Source organism: Microbulbifer mixtoriginis (SeqCode) (assembly GCF_052467705.1).
Window position 1 is genome coordinate 2,490,420 of the sequence record NZ_CP174322.1, and the last position, 15,410, is coordinate 2,505,829.

Genomic DNA, 15,410 nt, shown 5'->3' on the forward strand with positions numbered 1-15,410 from the left:
CATGAGCCAAAAGCCTTCCGCCGGCGCGCGTTTCCGCAGCGCCCTTGCCGAGAACCAACCGCTTCAAGTGGTTGGCACCATAAACGCCTATTCCGCCATTATGGCCGAGCGTATTGGCCACAAGGCGATTTACCTTTCCGGTGCCGGTGTTGCCAATGCCTCCTACGGCCTGCCGGATCTGGGTATGACCAGCCTAGACAATGTGCTAGAGGATGTGCGTCGTATTACTGCAGCCAGTGAGCTGCCGTTGCTGGTGGATATCGATACCGGCTGGGGTGGCGCTTTTAACATCGCCCGTACTGTCAAAGAAATGATTCGCGCCGGTGCCGCAGCAGTGCATATCGAAGATCAGGTGGCACAGAAGCGCTGTGGCCACCGCCCGAATAAAGAGATTGTTTCCAAGCAGGAGATGGTGGATCGCATCAAAGCTGCCGTGGATGCACGCACCGATGATGACTTCTTTATCATGGCCCGCACTGATGCCTTCGCCCAAGAAGGTTTGGATGCCGCTGTTGAACGCGCTCAGGCCTGTATCGAAGCTGGTGCAGACGGTATTTTTGCGGAAGCTGTCACCAAGTTGGAGCACTATCGCGCATTTAAAGACGCGCTGAACGTGCCGATTCTGGCGAATATCACCGAATTTGGTAAAACCGAGCTCTATAACGCCAAAGAGTTGGGCGAAGCCGGCGCAGATATCGTACTGTATCCGCTGTCGGCGTTCCGAGCTATGAACCGTGCGGCGGAGAATGTGTATACCAGCATTCTGCAAAATGGTGACCAGAAAGCGGTAGTGGATACCATGCAGACCCGCGAGGAGCTTTACGACTACCTCAATTATCACGTATTCGAGCAGAAGCTCGATGAGCTGTTCAAGAAGTAATTCACTTTATAAACCGTGTGAGATGCCGGGTTAGGTTGCTTGCATGGCGGTTTTCGGACGAACACAGAAACTGTGCCTACAAAGGGGAGATAAGGAAGATGGCAGAAAAAGCATTGAGTGGCGCCGGCTTGCGTGGCCAGGTAGCGGGTAAAACTGCGTTGTCCACGGTAGGTAAATCCGGCTCTGGCCTCACTTACCGCGGTTACGATATCAAAGACCTGGCCCAACACTGCGAGTTTGAAGAAGTTGCCTACCTGATTTTCTACGGAGAGCTGCCCACCAGCGACCAGTTGGCGGAATACAAGGCCTTATTAAAAGGTATGCGCGGTTTGCCGCAAGCACTGAAAGAAGTGCTGGAGCGTATTCCTGCCGATGCCCATCCGATGGACGTAATGCGTACTGGATGCTCCATGCTGGGCAACCTGGAAGGGGAAGAGTCCTTCGCGCAGCAGCTGGAAAAAGCCAACCGCTTACTGGCTGCTTTTCCCTCCATCATTTGCTACTGGTATCGTTTCACCCACGACAACGTGCGCATTGAAACGGATACCGACGATGACAGCATCGGCGGCCACTTCCTGCATATGCTGCGCGGTGAGAAACCCAATGCCCTGCATGAGCAGGTGATGAATGTTTCCCTGATCCTCTACGCAGAGCACGAGTTTAACGCGTCCACTTTCACTGCGCGTGTTTGTGCCTCTACCCTGTCTGATCTGTTTAGCTGCATTACCGGTGCTATCGGCACTCTGCGTGGCCCGTTGCATGGCGGCGCCAACGAGGCGGCAATGGAAATGATCGAACGTTTTGCCAACCCGGATGAAGCAGAGAAAGAACTGCTGGGTATGCTGGAGCGCAAAGAGAAAATCATGGGCTTCGGCCACGCGATTTATCGCGAATCCGATCCGCGCAACGAGATCATCAAAGCCTGGTCTGAGAAACTGTCTGAAGATGTGGGCGATAAGGTCTTGTACCCGGTTTCCGTACGCTGCGAAGAAGTCATGTGGCGCGAGAAAAAGTTGTTCTGTAATGCCGACTTTTTCCATGCATCCGCTTATCACTTTATGGGAATTCCCACCAAATTGTTCACGCCGATTTTTGTAATGTCGCGTGTTACTGGCTGGGCTGCCCACGTATTTGAACAGCGTGCAGACAACCGCATTATTCGCCCGAGCGCTGAATATGTAGGTGTCGAACCGCGCGAAGTACCGCCTATCGCCGAGCGCGGTTAATTTTCATTTCACTATTGAAATGAGGCACACCCAGTGTGCCGGCTTCAGGTTGCCTTTTGGGGTAATCTGGAGCCGCTCTCGGAAGAGATACGATTTTAAAAAGATTCGACTGAACTGATTTACCTGCTATGAATACTGATTACCGCAAATCACTGCCCGGTACCGACCTCGATTATTTCGATACCCGCGCCGCCGTTGACGCGATCCAGCCCGGAGCCTATGCCAAACTGCCGTATACCTCACGTATTCTGGCGGAAAACCTAGTGCGTCGCTGCGAGCCGGAAAAACTGACCGACTCCCTGAAACAGATTATCGAACGCAAGCGCGAATTGGACTTCCCATGGTTTCCAGCCCGGGTTGTATGCCACGATATTCTTGGTCAAACCGCACTGGTAGACCTCGCCGGTCTGCGCGATGCCATTGCCGATAAAGGCGGTGATCCCGCCAAGGTAAATCCAGTTGTTCCCACCCAGTTGATTGTGGATCACTCTCTCGCGGTAGAGCATCCCGGTTTTGAGAAGGATGCTTTTGAAAAAAACCGTGCGGTAGAAGAACGCCGCAACGAAGATCGCTTCCACTTTATCAACTGGACCAAAACCGCATTTGAAAACGTCGATGTGATTCCCCCCGGTAACGGCATCATGCACCAGATCAATCTGGAGAAAATGTCTCCGGTGGTGCAGGTGCGCGAAGGCGTAGCTTTCCCGGATACCTGTGTCGGCACTGATAGCCACACACCGATGGTAGACGCTCTGGGTGTGATTTCTGTGGGCGTTGGCGGTCTGGAAGCTGAGAGTGTGATGCTCGGCCGCGCCTCTTATATGCGTCTGCCGAATATTGTTGGAGTGGAGCTCACCGGAAAATTGCAGCCGGGTATTACCGGTACCGATTTGGTATTGGCTCTCACTGAATTCCTACGCCGCGAGCGTGTGGTCGGAGCCTACCTGGAATTCTATGGTGAAGGGGCTTCCAACCTGACCCTGGGGGATCGCGCTACTATTTCCAATATGACTCCGGAGTATGGCGCTACTGCGGCCATGTTCTCTATCGATGAGCAAACCATCGACTACCTCAAACTCACCGGCCGCGATGATGAGCAGGTAGCTTTGGTAGAGAAGTTTGCCAAGGAAACGGGCCTCTGGTCCGATACCTTGAAGGATGCCGAATACGAGCGCGTACTGAAGTTCGATCTGGATACAGTAGGTCGTAACCTTGCTGGCCCCTCCAACCCCCACGCGCTGCTGCCGGCCTCGGAACTGGCCAATCGCGGTATCGCCAAGGCCTGGGAAGAGAAAGCTGGTGAGATGCCCGATGGTGCTGTGATTATCGCGGCGATTACCAGCTGCACCAATACCAGTAACCCGCGCAATATGATTGCCGCAGGCCTGATTGCCCGCAATGCGAACAAGCTCGGCCTGACCCGCAAGCCCTGGGTGAAATCCTCCCTGGCGCCGGGCTCCAAAACGGTAAAAATGTATCTGGAAGAGGCCGACCTGCTACCGGATCTTGAGCAGATGGGTTTCGGCGTAGTGGCTTTCGCCTGTACCACCTGTAATGGCATGAGCGGTGCCCTGGACCCGAAAATCCAGCAGGAAGTGATCGACCGCGATCTGTATGCCACCGCGGTCCTGTCCGGAAACCGCAACTTCGATGGTCGTATCCACCCCTATGCCAAGCAGGCTTTCCTGGCTTCACCGCCGCTGGTCGTTGCCTACGCTATTGCCGGCACCATCCGTTTTGATATCGAAAAAGATGCGCTGGGATACGATGCCGATGGCAACCCGATTACCCTGAAAGATATCTGGCCCAGCGACGAAGAGATCGATGCAATCGTACGTCAGAGCGTGAAGCCGCAGCAGTTCCGCGATGTGTATATTCCCATGTTCGAAGAGCGGGATGCCGCAGAAGAGCAGGGTCACGCACTCTATGACTGGCGCCCGATGAGTACCTATATTCGCCGTCCACCTTATTGGGAAGGTGCCCTGGCAGGCGAGCGCAGCTTGAAGGGCATGCGCCCGCTGGCGGTGCTGGGTGACAATATCACTACCGACCACTTGTCTCCCTCCAATGCCATTCTGGCCAGCAGTGCTGCCGGTGAATACCTGGCGAAGATGGGATTGCCGGAAGAGGACTTTAACTCCTACGCAACCCACCGTGGTGACCACCTCACTGCCCAGCGTGCAACTTTCGCTAACCCGAAGCTGCTCAACGAAATGGTTCGCGATGATAAGGGCGAGATTCGCCAGGGCTCTCTGGCTCGTGTCGAGCCGGAAGGGCAGGTTACCCGTATGTGGGAGGCGATCGAGACTTATATGGATCGCAAGCAGCCGCTGATTATCATTGCCGGTGCCGACTATGGGCAGGGCTCTTCCCGTGATTGGGCTGCGAAAGGTGTACGCCTGGCCGGCGTGGAGGCGATTGCCGCCGAAGGCTTTGAACGTATTCACCGCACTAACCTGATCGGTATGGGCGTGTTGCCGCTAGAGTTTAAGCCGGGAACTACTCGCGAAACCCTGGGTATCGACGGTACTGAAAGTTTCGACGTAATCGGTGAGCGTACCCCCCATGCCACGCTGACTCTACTGATCCACCGCGCCAACGGTGAGACAGTTGAAGCTCCGGTAACCTGCCGCTTGGATACTGCAGAAGAGGTTTCCATTTATGAGGCTGGGGGTGTTTTGCAGCGCTTTGCGAAAGACTTCCTCGAAGCAGAGGCGACGGCTTAAATGTTGAAATTTGCTCCTCAAGTCAAAATCCCCGCGACTTATATGCGCGGGGGCACCAGTAAGGGCGTTTTCTTCCGTTTACAGGATCTACCCGAAGTTGCGCAGGTTCCAGGAGAGGCCCGTGATAATTTGCTGTTGCGGGTAATTGGCAGCCCGGACCCTTACGGAAAGCATACCGATGGGATGGGTGGAGCCACTTCGAGCACCAGCAAAACAGTGATCCTGTCTGCCTGTGATAAGCCCGATCACGATGTGAACTACCTGTTTGGCCAGGTTTCCATCGATAAGCCCATGGTCGATTGGAGTGGTAACTGCGGTAATCTCACTGCGGCTGTTGGAGCTTTTGCGATTAATAGCGGTTTTGTGGATGCTGCGCGAATTCCAGAAAATGGTATTTGTACAGTGCGCATTTGGCAGGCCAATATTGGCCAAACCATTATTGCCCATGTACCTATTACCAACGGTGAAGTGCAGGAAACCGGAGATTTCGAGCTGGATGGTGTAACTTTCCCGGCAGCCGAAGTGGAAATTGAGTTTATGGACCCCTCGGACGGCGAGGGTGCCATGCTTCCCACCGGTAACCCAGTCGATGATCTCGAAGTGCCAGGAATTGGTGTACTCAAGGCGACCATGATCAATGCCGGTATCCCCACGATCTTCGTCAATGCGGAAGATATTGGCTATACCGGCACCGAGCTGCAGGATGCCATTAATGGCGATAGCAAGGCGCTCGCCATGTTCGAGACCATCCGTGCCCACGGTGCGGTGAAGATGGGCCTGATTTCCTCTGTGGAGGAAGCCGCGGCTAGGCAGCACACGCCGAAGATCGCCTTTGTCGGCAAGCCGCAGGACTACATTGCCTCCAGTGGAAAAAAGGTAGCGGCGCAAGATATTGATTTGCTTGTGCGAGCCCTCTCCATGGGTAAGCTGCACCACGCCATGATGGGTACAGCCGCCGTGGCTATAGGAACTGCAGCGGCTATTCCCGGCACCCTGGTCAACCTTGCCGCCGGTGGGGGTGATCGTAACTCCATTTGCTTTGGCCATCCTTCAGGCATATTGCGGGTTGGAGCCCATGCGAAAGTGGTTGATGGCCAGTGGGTTGCCACCAAAGCCATTATGAGCCGTAGTGCGCGCATCCTGATGGAAGGCTGGGTGCGAGTGCCAGGCGATAGTTTCTAGTCTTGGTATAATCACATCTTTAGGGGCGTGATACGCCCCTTTTTAGTGGTCGGCTTGTACTCTTGAAGGGTTTCTATTTTATTAGCCGGCTCACACAATATTTTCGTAGACTCTCATACAGCTTTGGGCTACCTTTCCCTGCACCCCGAGCCACCCATCCCAGCCCCTGGCTTATCCTCGGCCGCAATCTCACTCGGGTCTTACGCTGTTTCTATAAGAATACAGTTTGATTATTAGGTAGTGCTCTTGGCGAAATTACACATCGCCGTGCCTCTTATTGTTAGCAGGAAATAAACTTGGTAGCAGCCAAATCGTTAATGTCGCTCGGTGGCGATAACACTATCGATGAAACTCTATTTGCACACATCGCTAGGGATCTTACCGAGCAGGGCTATAGTATTCGCCATGCCGCACTACCCGAATCACTCTCCAGTGCGCTTTTTACCTATCGGCAGGAAATGAACGGAGAGAAATTTATTGATGCAGGGGTCGGGCGAGGTGACGATTACCTACGGAATGAATTCGTGCGAACGGATGAAATTTGTTGGATTACCGGGGAATCTGCTACAGGAAGAGATTGGCTCAGCTGGGCGGGCCAGCTTCAGGTTTATCTCAACAGGCATCTTTTTCTGGGGCTCTTCTCATTTGAAAGTCATTTTGCCCATTACCGGCCTGGGGACTACTACAAAAGGCACTACGATGCATTTCGCGGAGAGGCGAACCGGGTGCTCTCATTGGTCGTCTATCTTAATCCAGGCTGGAGCACTGCGGATGCTGGTGAGCTTGTGCTCTACAAAGATGAGCAGGATAGGGTCGGCACCAAAGTAACGCCGTTAATGGGAACGGTAGTGACTTTCTTAAGTGAGGAGTTTCCCCACGAAGTTCTACCAGCTAATCGGGATCGCTACTCCATTGCAGGCTGGTTTCGGGTAAATACTTCAGTAACCGATCGGGTTGATCCGCCCCGTTAAATTAATGAGTTACCCGCTTAAAATTAACCTCTAGTGAGCCACCTACCTAGGTAAACCTACTAGTACCCTGCGGTAACCGCAGGGTTTAAAGGGTACTAAATCACCTTTCGATTGATTTAGAGATCCGATTGATCCTAATCGCGATCCGCCCCATCGTATCTCAGTTTCACAGAACTCTCCTTTTTGAGATTTTAACCTAGCCGACGTACAGCCGACGGCCCGTAGGTAAGCCACGCATAACAATCAAACCGGCTTTCCTGTTGCAGCAGATTGGAGAGACATCAATGACAATTAAAAAACCACTTACCCTTGCGATTGCAATGGCCAATATAGCGGTGGCCTCAGCCTGGGCACAGGAAGCTAGTAATCAAGAAGATGACTGGGCGTTGGAAGAAGTCACTGTTACTGCGACGAAGCGCGAAACCAACCTGATGGAAACTCCAGTAGCCATTTCCGCTTTCACCCAGGAAGAGTTAGATCGTCAGGGTATTAAGAATGTAAAAGATCTGGGCAGTACAATTCCCAATGTGGATATCGGCTATGATGCTTCTCAGTCTTCACCAGTGATTTCTATGCGTGGTGTTCGCTCTACCAATACTACTGAGTTTGGTGATCCAGCTGTTGGCTTACACTTCGACGGTATTTATTCTTCGCGCCCCCAGTCTGCAATGGCAATGATGTTTGACTCTGAAAGGGTAGAAGCCATGCGTGGGCCTCAAGGTACTCTTTACGGGCGTAATTCTACTGTTGGTGCCATTAATGTAATTTCAAAAAGACCGGTAATTAATGAGTTCGAAGGTTCCGTGGGCGTTGAGCTTGGTCGCTGGAATCAAGAGCTGGTCAAAGGCGTTATCAATATTCCGGTTTCAGATACCTTTGCTCTTCGTGCGTCCTTTATGGATGAGACACGGGATTCCTACCTTACCGGGTTTTATGACGTTAACCAGTGGGATAATCGCTATATTGATGCTGACTCTGTAGGTGCGAGCGTTTTATCTGGTGACGCTTCAAAAACCTTCATTCAAGCGAATAATGCTGAAGGAGCTACGGACCATCAGCTAGTTAGAGCTGATGGTGATGATTTTTATGGGAATGTTGATCAGCAGGCGGTACGTATAGGTGCGTTATGGGAACCAACTGACGATATTTCTTGGTATGCCGTAGCGGAACACTATCAAGATAGTAGTGCAGGCGGCATCAACACTATTGACTGTGAAAAGGCTGAGCAGCGAGAAGATGGTGTAAATTGTGAAACCTACTACGGATCCGGAGCTGACGAGTACACAGTTGCTGTGAATGTACCGGGTGAGCTTGATCTCACCATGACTTCATTCCGCTCTAACTTCCGCTGGGATTTCAGCGATACCATGGCGTTTGTGTATAACACCGGGTATGCCGTCCAGGAGCGAAGCAACCTGATTGATATTGATGCTGGCCGCAATACCTGGGATATGAGTATGAGTATTACGGACTCAGAAAATGTCTCTTACTCCCATGAATTGCAGTTGCAATCTACAGGTGATGGTCCCCTACAGTGGATTACAGGTTTGTTTTATTTCCACGAGACCACTGATCTGAAAGGTTACTTCCTGGCCTCATTAGATAATGCCGTATTCTGGAGGCAGCCAGATAGAACTATAGAAGCCAGCGCAGTATTTGCTCAGGCTACCTATGACCTTACTGATACCCTCCACCTAACTGTTGGTGGTCGATATACGGAAGATGAGAAGAGTGATGTAGGTGGTAACAACCTGAGTTGCACTCGAGACTGGTCCACTGAATCAGATGAAGAGTATGGCTGCTTCCCTGCCTATTTACAGGGCACCTTTAATAGCTTCTCTACCAACCACTTTGCAGACAGCTCAATTTATACAATTGATACTTACAATGATGTCAGCAAGAGCTGGGATTCATCCGACTTTAGAATTGGTCTCGATTATGACCTGACAGATGAAGTCATGCTGTATGCATATGTTGCAAGTGGATTTAAGTCCGGTGGTTTGGGTGATGTTGTCATCCAATATGAGCAAGACCCGGACACGGCTGAGTACATCTACGATGATGAGGGAAATCGGGTTGTTCAACAGGTAATTGACACTAGCTATGATGAGGAGAAGGTCATTACTTGGGAGCTAGGAGCAAAAGGTACCTTCTTGGATGGTCGACTAAATCTGGCTAGTACCTTCTTTTTCTCCGACTATAAAGATATGCAGCTAGCTGCACCTGATACTGCATACTCGTACTATGCGGTAGAGCGAGAAGGTGAGAACGCAGGTGAAATTACGACCGAGCCCGTCGTTATTTACCTTACTAAGAATGCTGCTAGCGCAGAGATTATGGGGCTAGAGTTAGAGTTTGACTGGGCCCCCTATCCGAATGGCCGAATCAGTGGTTTTGCTACCTGGATGCAAACAGAAATCACCTCTGATTTTCAGAACCGCTGGAATTTCAATAACCAAGCGTTATTCGAAATTTCGGATTACGGTTTAGCTCATGACAATACTAATGAAGAGCTCTTCCGAAATTTGAAGGGTAATGAGCTGCCTGTATCACCTGAATTCAGCTTCACAATCAATTATGATCACACCTTTGAGTTGGTCCACGGCGGTGCAATTATTCCGTTTATAGGCATCCACTGGGAAGATGAGTCTTATCTGACCTACTGGAATGTTGACAAGCACGACTTCCCCACTGGTGATACTTCTGCTTTTGATGACAGTCGTGATTCCTTCTGGATGGTAAATGCTTCCGTGAAGTATGTAAGCCCGGACGATCAGTGGAACGTTGAAGCCTTTGGTAATAACCTGACTGATGAGATTGTTCCCTACTACGCTGATGGAAGTGATGGCCTCGTATCTGGGCCATTCTCCACTCCAATGAGCTACGGTGTACGCTTTAACTACAACTTCTAAGTAGCTACTGTTACTCCATAGTAAAAAGCCGGGTCAATTTAGATGGTCCGGCTTTTTTTATGGCTCGTGAGTGAAGTCAAAACTTCTCACGAGTACTTTAGCCCATATCAAGACATGCGTGTATCTTGGGGCTATGTAAACTGCTAGGTTCTGGTTTTACGCCAAATTATGCGAATCAGATAAAATACCAATAGGGCGATAAGCATCCAGGGTAAAAGGTAGGCGATTGCAGTGATTGCTTCAGATAGCCCATCAGACAAATTTTCACCAAAATGAGATAGGGAGTCTAATATGGGACTCCAGAAAGAAGTATAAGATTTTGAGTGTAACTCAATTTCAACCACATCCATCTGAATTCGCTTGAGCAGTTTAGCTTTTTTACCTTGTGAATACTCGATATCAGATTGTACCGATGCTAACTTTTCAGCAACCTTTATTAGAGTATCAATGTCACTCGCAGATTTTTGTTCCAGTTCTATAAGTCTCGATTGATACTGGAGTAACATTTCAAGTCGTTTTTGGCTGTCGATAATGACATCCTGTAAATCTTCTGCTTTGGTTTCCCGCTGTATCACTCCTCCTTGCTTTGATGCCAGATCAATGATTTTATCGACTCCGGTGGGGTGTATTCTAAGGTGAATCCTTCCGTAGGGCTTTCATCATTGCGGAGACTAGAATGCAATATAGTGCATTTTTTCTCCATCTCCTGTTGGCAAAGTAATTGGAGTTTGTGGAATACAGGTTCAACTTCTTCAGCAGGTAGTTCAGCTGTCAGGAAATGTTCGTAAGCAATATACTGATCTTGTCCACCTCGATTGCCCGCTGTGATAGGTTCCGGGAACCGGATATCTGCAACCCTGTTGCTGGTGGTATGGGCATTGGGACTGTATGAAGTTGTTGATCTATCACTGCTTGATTCTGAGCAGCCAAAGCTACTGCCCAATATAAGCAGGGCAAAGAAGTAGTTAAAGAGTCTCATTTTGATCCCGTTTTTTAGTTAATCCGAATAGATTCGAATCTAACATTGTCCGGTTTACTTATAAAGATATGCGCCGCTGTACATGTTGTTTACTTGGAGTCATGCATTTGGGATTCATTAAGGGTCTCAACATTTATGTTATTCTCATATGGGGCTGAGTGTTTGTTCTAAATTTGTGTATTGATGGAAAATAGGTGATGTCGACAATAGAACTGGAAGAAAGGCGAAAGTTAGAGCTAATCGAAAAGATTAGGGGTTATTTGTCTAAAGAATTTGAGTTGGAGATTGGCAGTTTTGAAGCGGAGTTCTTTATTGATTTTCTTGCAAAGGAGATGGGGGCAGGGTTTTATAATCAAGGTCTACATGATGCTCAGGTAATAGTGTCCTCTAAGTTGGAAGATATTTCTGATGCAATTTATGAAATAGAAAAGACTGTCGACTAGAAATATTGCCTCTATTGATGGCAATTTGATTCTATTGTTCTTGAGTTGTTCAGGAGTATTTTTTCTTGGGTTTTTCTGCCTGGATAAATAACATGGCTGCAAATACTAAGATTATTCCAGGTATAAAGTTGATAGTGAATTTCGTCATTTCCAATGCTGTAGCCAATACCAGTACAAATACCGGATTCAAGAAGCTGTATGCTGCAACTTTGGTCGCCCCGATTCTTATTGTGCTAAATTGCAGTAGGAAAAAACTGATTAATGTTGTGAATAAGGCTAAGTAGAATAGCCCTCCGTAAGTTTCGACAGGTATATTCCGCCATTCAATGTGGCTTAAACTTGGGAATGAAAGCAGTAATAACCAGAGGGCGCCAAATAGAATAACCCAGAATGTCATAACCTCTGTAGGCTCCCCTGAGTGGACTCTCTTGATCAGTGGATTATACAAGCTGAGCGATATAGCACCTAAGGTGAATATCCAATCCCCTCTATTTAGATCCAGCGTTATCGCTGTTGTAATACTCCCTTCAAATACAATCCAGGCCGCACCCAATGTTCCAAGGGTAAGACCGATGACTTTGCGGGCGCTGCTACGCTCACCATTGATGATCAAGGCAAAGACGGCAGTCATTGCAGGAACGGTTGTAAAGAGGGCGCCGGTATTTACTGCTGTGGTGTATTTGAGCGCTTCAAACATACACCAGAAAAAGATAACCAATGGGATGCTGAGTAGCGCATAACCCAGTAGCTTTTTGGGGTGTGGAAGCTGAAATCCATGCTTTAAGAATATGAAGGGTGCAAATAGCCCTGTTGCAATTAAGAACCGAATCATCATCAAGCAATCTGCCGGTAACGAATCGGCGATTAACGCACCAACAGGAAATGAGCCAGCGACAAGTAATGTGCAGGCTATCATCAAGCCGTGAACCCACCACAATGATGTGCCGCTGCTTGCCGTTGCTGTAGGGTTGATACCCCTTGAAAGTTCACGCATGACTCTTCCCTCAATAAAAGCGAGATCAGAGTAACTCGTTTCTGATAAACTGATAATCCATCAATTAAGATACATACTGTTGAGAAAAAGGAAACAGTAGTTTATGGAAAGTTTTGCAGCCATACCGGTATTTGTCACAGTGGCCGAAACCGGTGGCTTTTCCCCGGCCGCCAAGTTGCTGGGGATATCCAAGTCTGCAGTTAGTAAACGGGTCAGTCAGCTGGAAGAGCAACTTGGGGTAAAACTATTGCATCGCACCACCCGCAAGCTGAGCTTGACAGAGGCGGGCGAGCATTTTTTTCAGCATGCCCGAATCGCTTATCAGGCCGCACAGGACGCTCAGGATGCAGTGACTCAGCTTCAAGGTGAGCCTCAGGGGCGCTTGCGAATCAATGCCCCAATGTCCTTTGGCAGGTTGCATTTGGCACCGCTTATCCCAGTGTTTCTCAAGCGCTATCCAAAAATCACGATTGATCTGGTGATGGACGATAAGGTGGTAGACCTGATTGGAGAGGGGTTTGATATCGCTATCCGTGGTGGTGACCTGCCTGATACCAGTTTGATTGCCCGCAAGCTGGCGCCTCTGCAAAGCGTGCTCTGTGCCTCTCCCGCGTACTTGGAAGAGTTCGGCAAACCGATCGAGCTTGAGCAGTTAACAGAGCACAATTGTTTGATGTTTACTTATTCCAGGGATGTAAAAGAGTGGAATTTTATTCAGGATAACCATCTGCACACCATAGAAGTCAGGGGTAACTACCAGGTCAATAACAGTGAAGCGCTGCGGGAAGCCATTCTCCAGGGGCTTGGCATCGGCCGCCTGCCGACTTTTGTCGCAGGAGCGGATATCAAGAGTGGTCTCCTGGTGCCTTTGTTTGAAGAATATCAAATGCCGGCCAAGACTATTTATGCCGTATTTCCGGAGCGGCAGTATATGCCTGCCAAAGTAAGGGCCTTTATAGACTTTGCCATTGAGTACTTTGGTGGCGACATTCCCTATTGGGATTGTTAGTTTGTAAACTTTTTCTCAACAATCTTTTAACAAAAGAGCCCATTATCAAGCCAGGAGAAACCCAATAAGCTTTCTCTCATCGACATTCACAAGATGATTAATTGTCAGAGGGAAATTATGGACCTGTTCACTGCTGTTGAAACTCGCCGTTCGGTAAAGCATTACGATGTATCTGAAAAGATGACATCAAGTGAGTTTAACCAGCTTATCCAAGCCACAATGTTATCGCCAACATCCTATAACATTCAGCATTGGAGATTCCTGCGAGTAACAGATTCCAGGCTTCGCAGCAGACTTAAGGATGCTGCCTGGGGTCAACAGCAAGTGGAAGATGCGTCTGAGCTGATTATTCTTTGTGCAGATATAAACGCTTGGAAAGATCGACCAGAACGCTATTGGGCTGATGCGCCCAGAGAGGCGAGGGAACTTTTAGTCCCGATGCTAACTGATTTCTATAGAGATAAACCCCAATTACAGCGAGATGAAGCAATAAGGAGTTGTGGCTTAGCGGCGCAAACCATGATGCTTGCGGCAAAAGCACTGGGCTATGACACCGGCGCACTGGTTGGGTTTGACTCAAATAAAGTGGCCGAGCTTATAAACCTGCCAGAAGGTTATCTGATCGGAATGATGATAGTCGTGGGTAAGGCTAGCAAGGCAGCGAATGGACGTGGTGGCCAGTTAGCATTGGGTGAAGTGTTATTTGAAAACCAATTTTGAGCATAACTTACATACCGTAGTTTAGTATTTATGCTTGCAATCTGTAGGCTGTTCTTGTGATCAATTATCCATATCTCCGCTAGTGGGATAATTGATCACAAGTGGATTAGAGCACAAAGTCAATTGGCGGTTATTGGGTGTGTAAAAAATGAATCGGGTAGTGAATTGTTGTTCTTCGTGTGTCGCTGGCACCGAAGTTAAATTCCTGAATCTTTGCCATTAACTGATCGGTAAACGGCTTGGAATCGAGGCTGGAGCTGGCCAATGCGATATTGGCGACTTCGCCACTAGGTTCAATATCGATAATAAATTCCGCGCCGCCTTCAAGGTCAGGGTCTTGTTTGCGCGCACTCAAGTATAAACGATAAAGCTGGCCTTTGTGTTTATCAAATACCTGCTGAATTTCTACTCTGCTACGCTCTCGCTTTTTCTTAACGGTTTTTTTAAGGGTGGCATCTGCTATGGCTGGTGGTTTTTTATCAGAGAAGCTGGCGTTTCCGCTTTGATCGACCCACTGATAAATTTCCGCGCTTGCAAGATTGCTGGAGAGTGTGAGACTGATACAGAATAAGCTTTGATAAGTAAATCGGTTCATTTTTCCATTCATACTTCGATATTCTTGACCAAGTACTTAGTCTACTTTAGATGCTACCTCTAGGGGGAGATTAGCGTATTGATTGGTTAAACTTAAGGTTCGTGAATTTTCTGTAGCAATTAATCGCCAAGCTTTACAACGTATCTTTGTACAATTTTCCCATCTGCTTCGATCTCAGAATCCAATAATCCACCACATGCCTTAATTGTATTGGCAGAGGCGGAGTTGTCTTTGTGACAGTGAATGTGAATTGTCCCGGCTTTCATTTCCTGAAGCCACTGGATCGAGAGCTCCATCAGGCGTTTACCGTACCCTTTGCCTCTATACTTGGGTCTGATCCCCAAACCAATATGCCCACCGCAGTGGGTAATTCTATCGTTCAGGTAGTGGCGAATATTGGTGACGCCTACGATTTTAGTTTCATCAACAAGCCATAGTGTAGAACTTGGGACAAAGCCTTCCGGTAGGTTTTTACCCTGTGCAAAGTTAATGAGCTTTTGGATGAGAGCTTCGAAGTCCGCATGATCAAAATCCATAGGAAAGGGATAGCGCTCTTCATCACCCAACTCTTCTATATATTGCTGATAACTAGCCTCATAGATAGCTGAAGGGGGTACTAATTTCAAGGTAATGCCTGGGAATTCGAGTTATGAATAGGGTGAAAGCAAAATTTAGCCTATAAAAATTAGCTGTGTAATCTCTAAAGAATTGTTAAAACATTTGAGTTGGCAGAAGGGGATAAAGGGACGGCTGTAAATGACTGCATCTTGGGC

The 15,410-nt window shown here is 48.7% G+C and carries 14 protein-coding genes; 9 read left to right on the plus strand and 5 right to left on the minus strand.

What is annotated here, in order from left to right:
- The first annotated feature begins 1 nt into the window (after position 1).
- The 6 genes from prpB to ACJJIB_RS11075 all read left to right on the plus strand — a co-directional run bounded on the left by prpB (position 2) and on the right by ACJJIB_RS11075 (position 9,897).
- Positions 2–880, plus strand: a complete 879-nt coding sequence (gene prpB / locus ACJJIB_RS11050) for a methylisocitrate lyase (RefSeq protein ID WP_252085778.1) — start codon at positions 2–4, stop codon at positions 878–880.
- Between the two features lie 98 nt (positions 881–978).
- A complete protein-coding gene (gene prpC, locus ACJJIB_RS11055) occupies positions 979–2,106 on the plus strand; it encodes a bifunctional 2-methylcitrate synthase/citrate synthase (protein WP_444885078.1) in 1,128 nt (375 codons plus the stop codon).
- A gap of 128 nt (positions 2,107–2,234) precedes the next feature.
- Positions 2,235–4,832 carry a Fe/S-dependent 2-methylisocitrate dehydratase AcnD gene (acnD, locus tag ACJJIB_RS11060; protein ID WP_444886079.1) on the plus strand — a complete coding sequence of 866 codons (2,598 nt, stop codon included), beginning with the start codon at positions 2,235–2,237 and terminating at the stop codon, positions 4,830–4,832.
- Positions 4,833–6,014, plus strand: a complete 1,182-nt coding sequence (gene prpF, locus ACJJIB_RS11065) for a 2-methylaconitate cis-trans isomerase PrpF (RefSeq protein ID WP_444886080.1) — start codon at positions 4,833–4,835, stop codon at positions 6,012–6,014.
- Between the two features lie 296 nt (positions 6,015–6,310).
- A complete protein-coding gene (locus ACJJIB_RS11070; RefSeq protein WP_444886081.1) occupies positions 6,311–6,985 on the plus strand; it encodes a 2OG-Fe(II) oxygenase in 675 nt (224 codons plus the stop codon).
- Positions 6,986–7,269: 284 nt separating this feature from the next.
- On the plus strand, positions 7,270–9,897 hold the full coding sequence (locus ACJJIB_RS11075) for a TonB-dependent receptor (protein WP_444886082.1): 2,628 nt from the start codon (positions 7,270–7,272) through the stop codon (positions 9,895–9,897).
- Positions 9,898–10,040: 143 nt separating this feature from the next.
- On the opposite strand, the gene ACJJIB_RS11080 is transcribed toward ACJJIB_RS11075, so the two are convergent.
- Together ACJJIB_RS11080 and ACJJIB_RS11085 are read right to left on the minus strand one after the other, a co-directional pair.
- Positions 10,041–10,538 (minus strand): DUF4349 domain-containing protein, encoded by a 498-nt coding sequence (locus ACJJIB_RS11080; protein ID WP_444888928.1) that lies wholly within the window; start codon positions 10,536–10,538, stop codon positions 10,041–10,043.
- The gene (locus tag ACJJIB_RS11085; RefSeq protein WP_444886083.1) at positions 10,469–10,876 is read right to left on the minus strand and encodes a hypothetical protein; all 408 of its coding nucleotides are present in this window, start codon (positions 10,874–10,876) and stop codon (positions 10,469–10,471) included. Before ACJJIB_RS11085 ends, ACJJIB_RS11080 begins: the two co-directional genes overlap by 70 nt.
- A 197-nt stretch (positions 10,877–11,073) precedes the next feature.
- On the opposite strand from ACJJIB_RS11085, the gene ACJJIB_RS11090 reads away from it, so the two are divergent.
- Positions 11,074–11,319, plus strand: a complete 246-nt coding sequence (locus tag ACJJIB_RS11090; protein ID WP_152453703.1) for a DUF2164 domain-containing protein — start codon at positions 11,074–11,076, stop codon at positions 11,317–11,319.
- Positions 11,320–11,368: 49 nt separating this feature from the next.
- Here the strand turns inward: ACJJIB_RS11090 and ACJJIB_RS11095 are convergent, their stop codons facing one another.
- Positions 11,369–12,313, minus strand: coding sequence for a DMT family transporter (locus tag ACJJIB_RS11095; protein WP_444886084.1), 945 nt, complete (start codon positions 12,311–12,313; stop codon positions 11,369–11,371).
- Positions 12,314–12,416: 103 nt separating this feature from the next.
- On the opposite strand from ACJJIB_RS11095, the gene ACJJIB_RS11100 reads away from it, so the two are divergent.
- Positions 12,417–13,322, plus strand: coding sequence for a LysR family transcriptional regulator (locus ACJJIB_RS11100; RefSeq protein WP_444885071.1), 906 nt, complete (start codon positions 12,417–12,419; stop codon positions 13,320–13,322).
- Positions 13,323–13,439: 117 nt separating this feature from the next.
- On the plus strand, positions 13,440–14,042 hold the full coding sequence (locus ACJJIB_RS11105) for a nitroreductase family protein (RefSeq protein WP_444886085.1): 603 nt from the start codon (positions 13,440–13,442) through the stop codon (positions 14,040–14,042).
- 130 nt (positions 14,043–14,172) lie between these two features.
- Here ACJJIB_RS11105 and ACJJIB_RS11110 read toward each other — a convergent pair whose 3' ends face one another.
- Both ACJJIB_RS11110 and ACJJIB_RS11115 read right to left on the minus strand, forming a co-directional pair.
- Positions 14,173–14,649: an AgmX/PglI C-terminal domain-containing protein gene (locus tag ACJJIB_RS11110; RefSeq protein WP_444886086.1), complete on the minus strand. Its 477-nt coding sequence runs from the start codon at positions 14,647–14,649 to the stop codon at positions 14,173–14,175.
- Positions 14,650–14,756: 107 nt separating this feature from the next.
- On the minus strand, positions 14,757–15,263 hold the full coding sequence (locus ACJJIB_RS11115) for a GNAT family N-acetyltransferase (protein ID WP_444886087.1): 507 nt from the start codon (positions 15,261–15,263) through the stop codon (positions 14,757–14,759).
- Positions 15,264–15,410 lie beyond the last annotated feature (147 nt).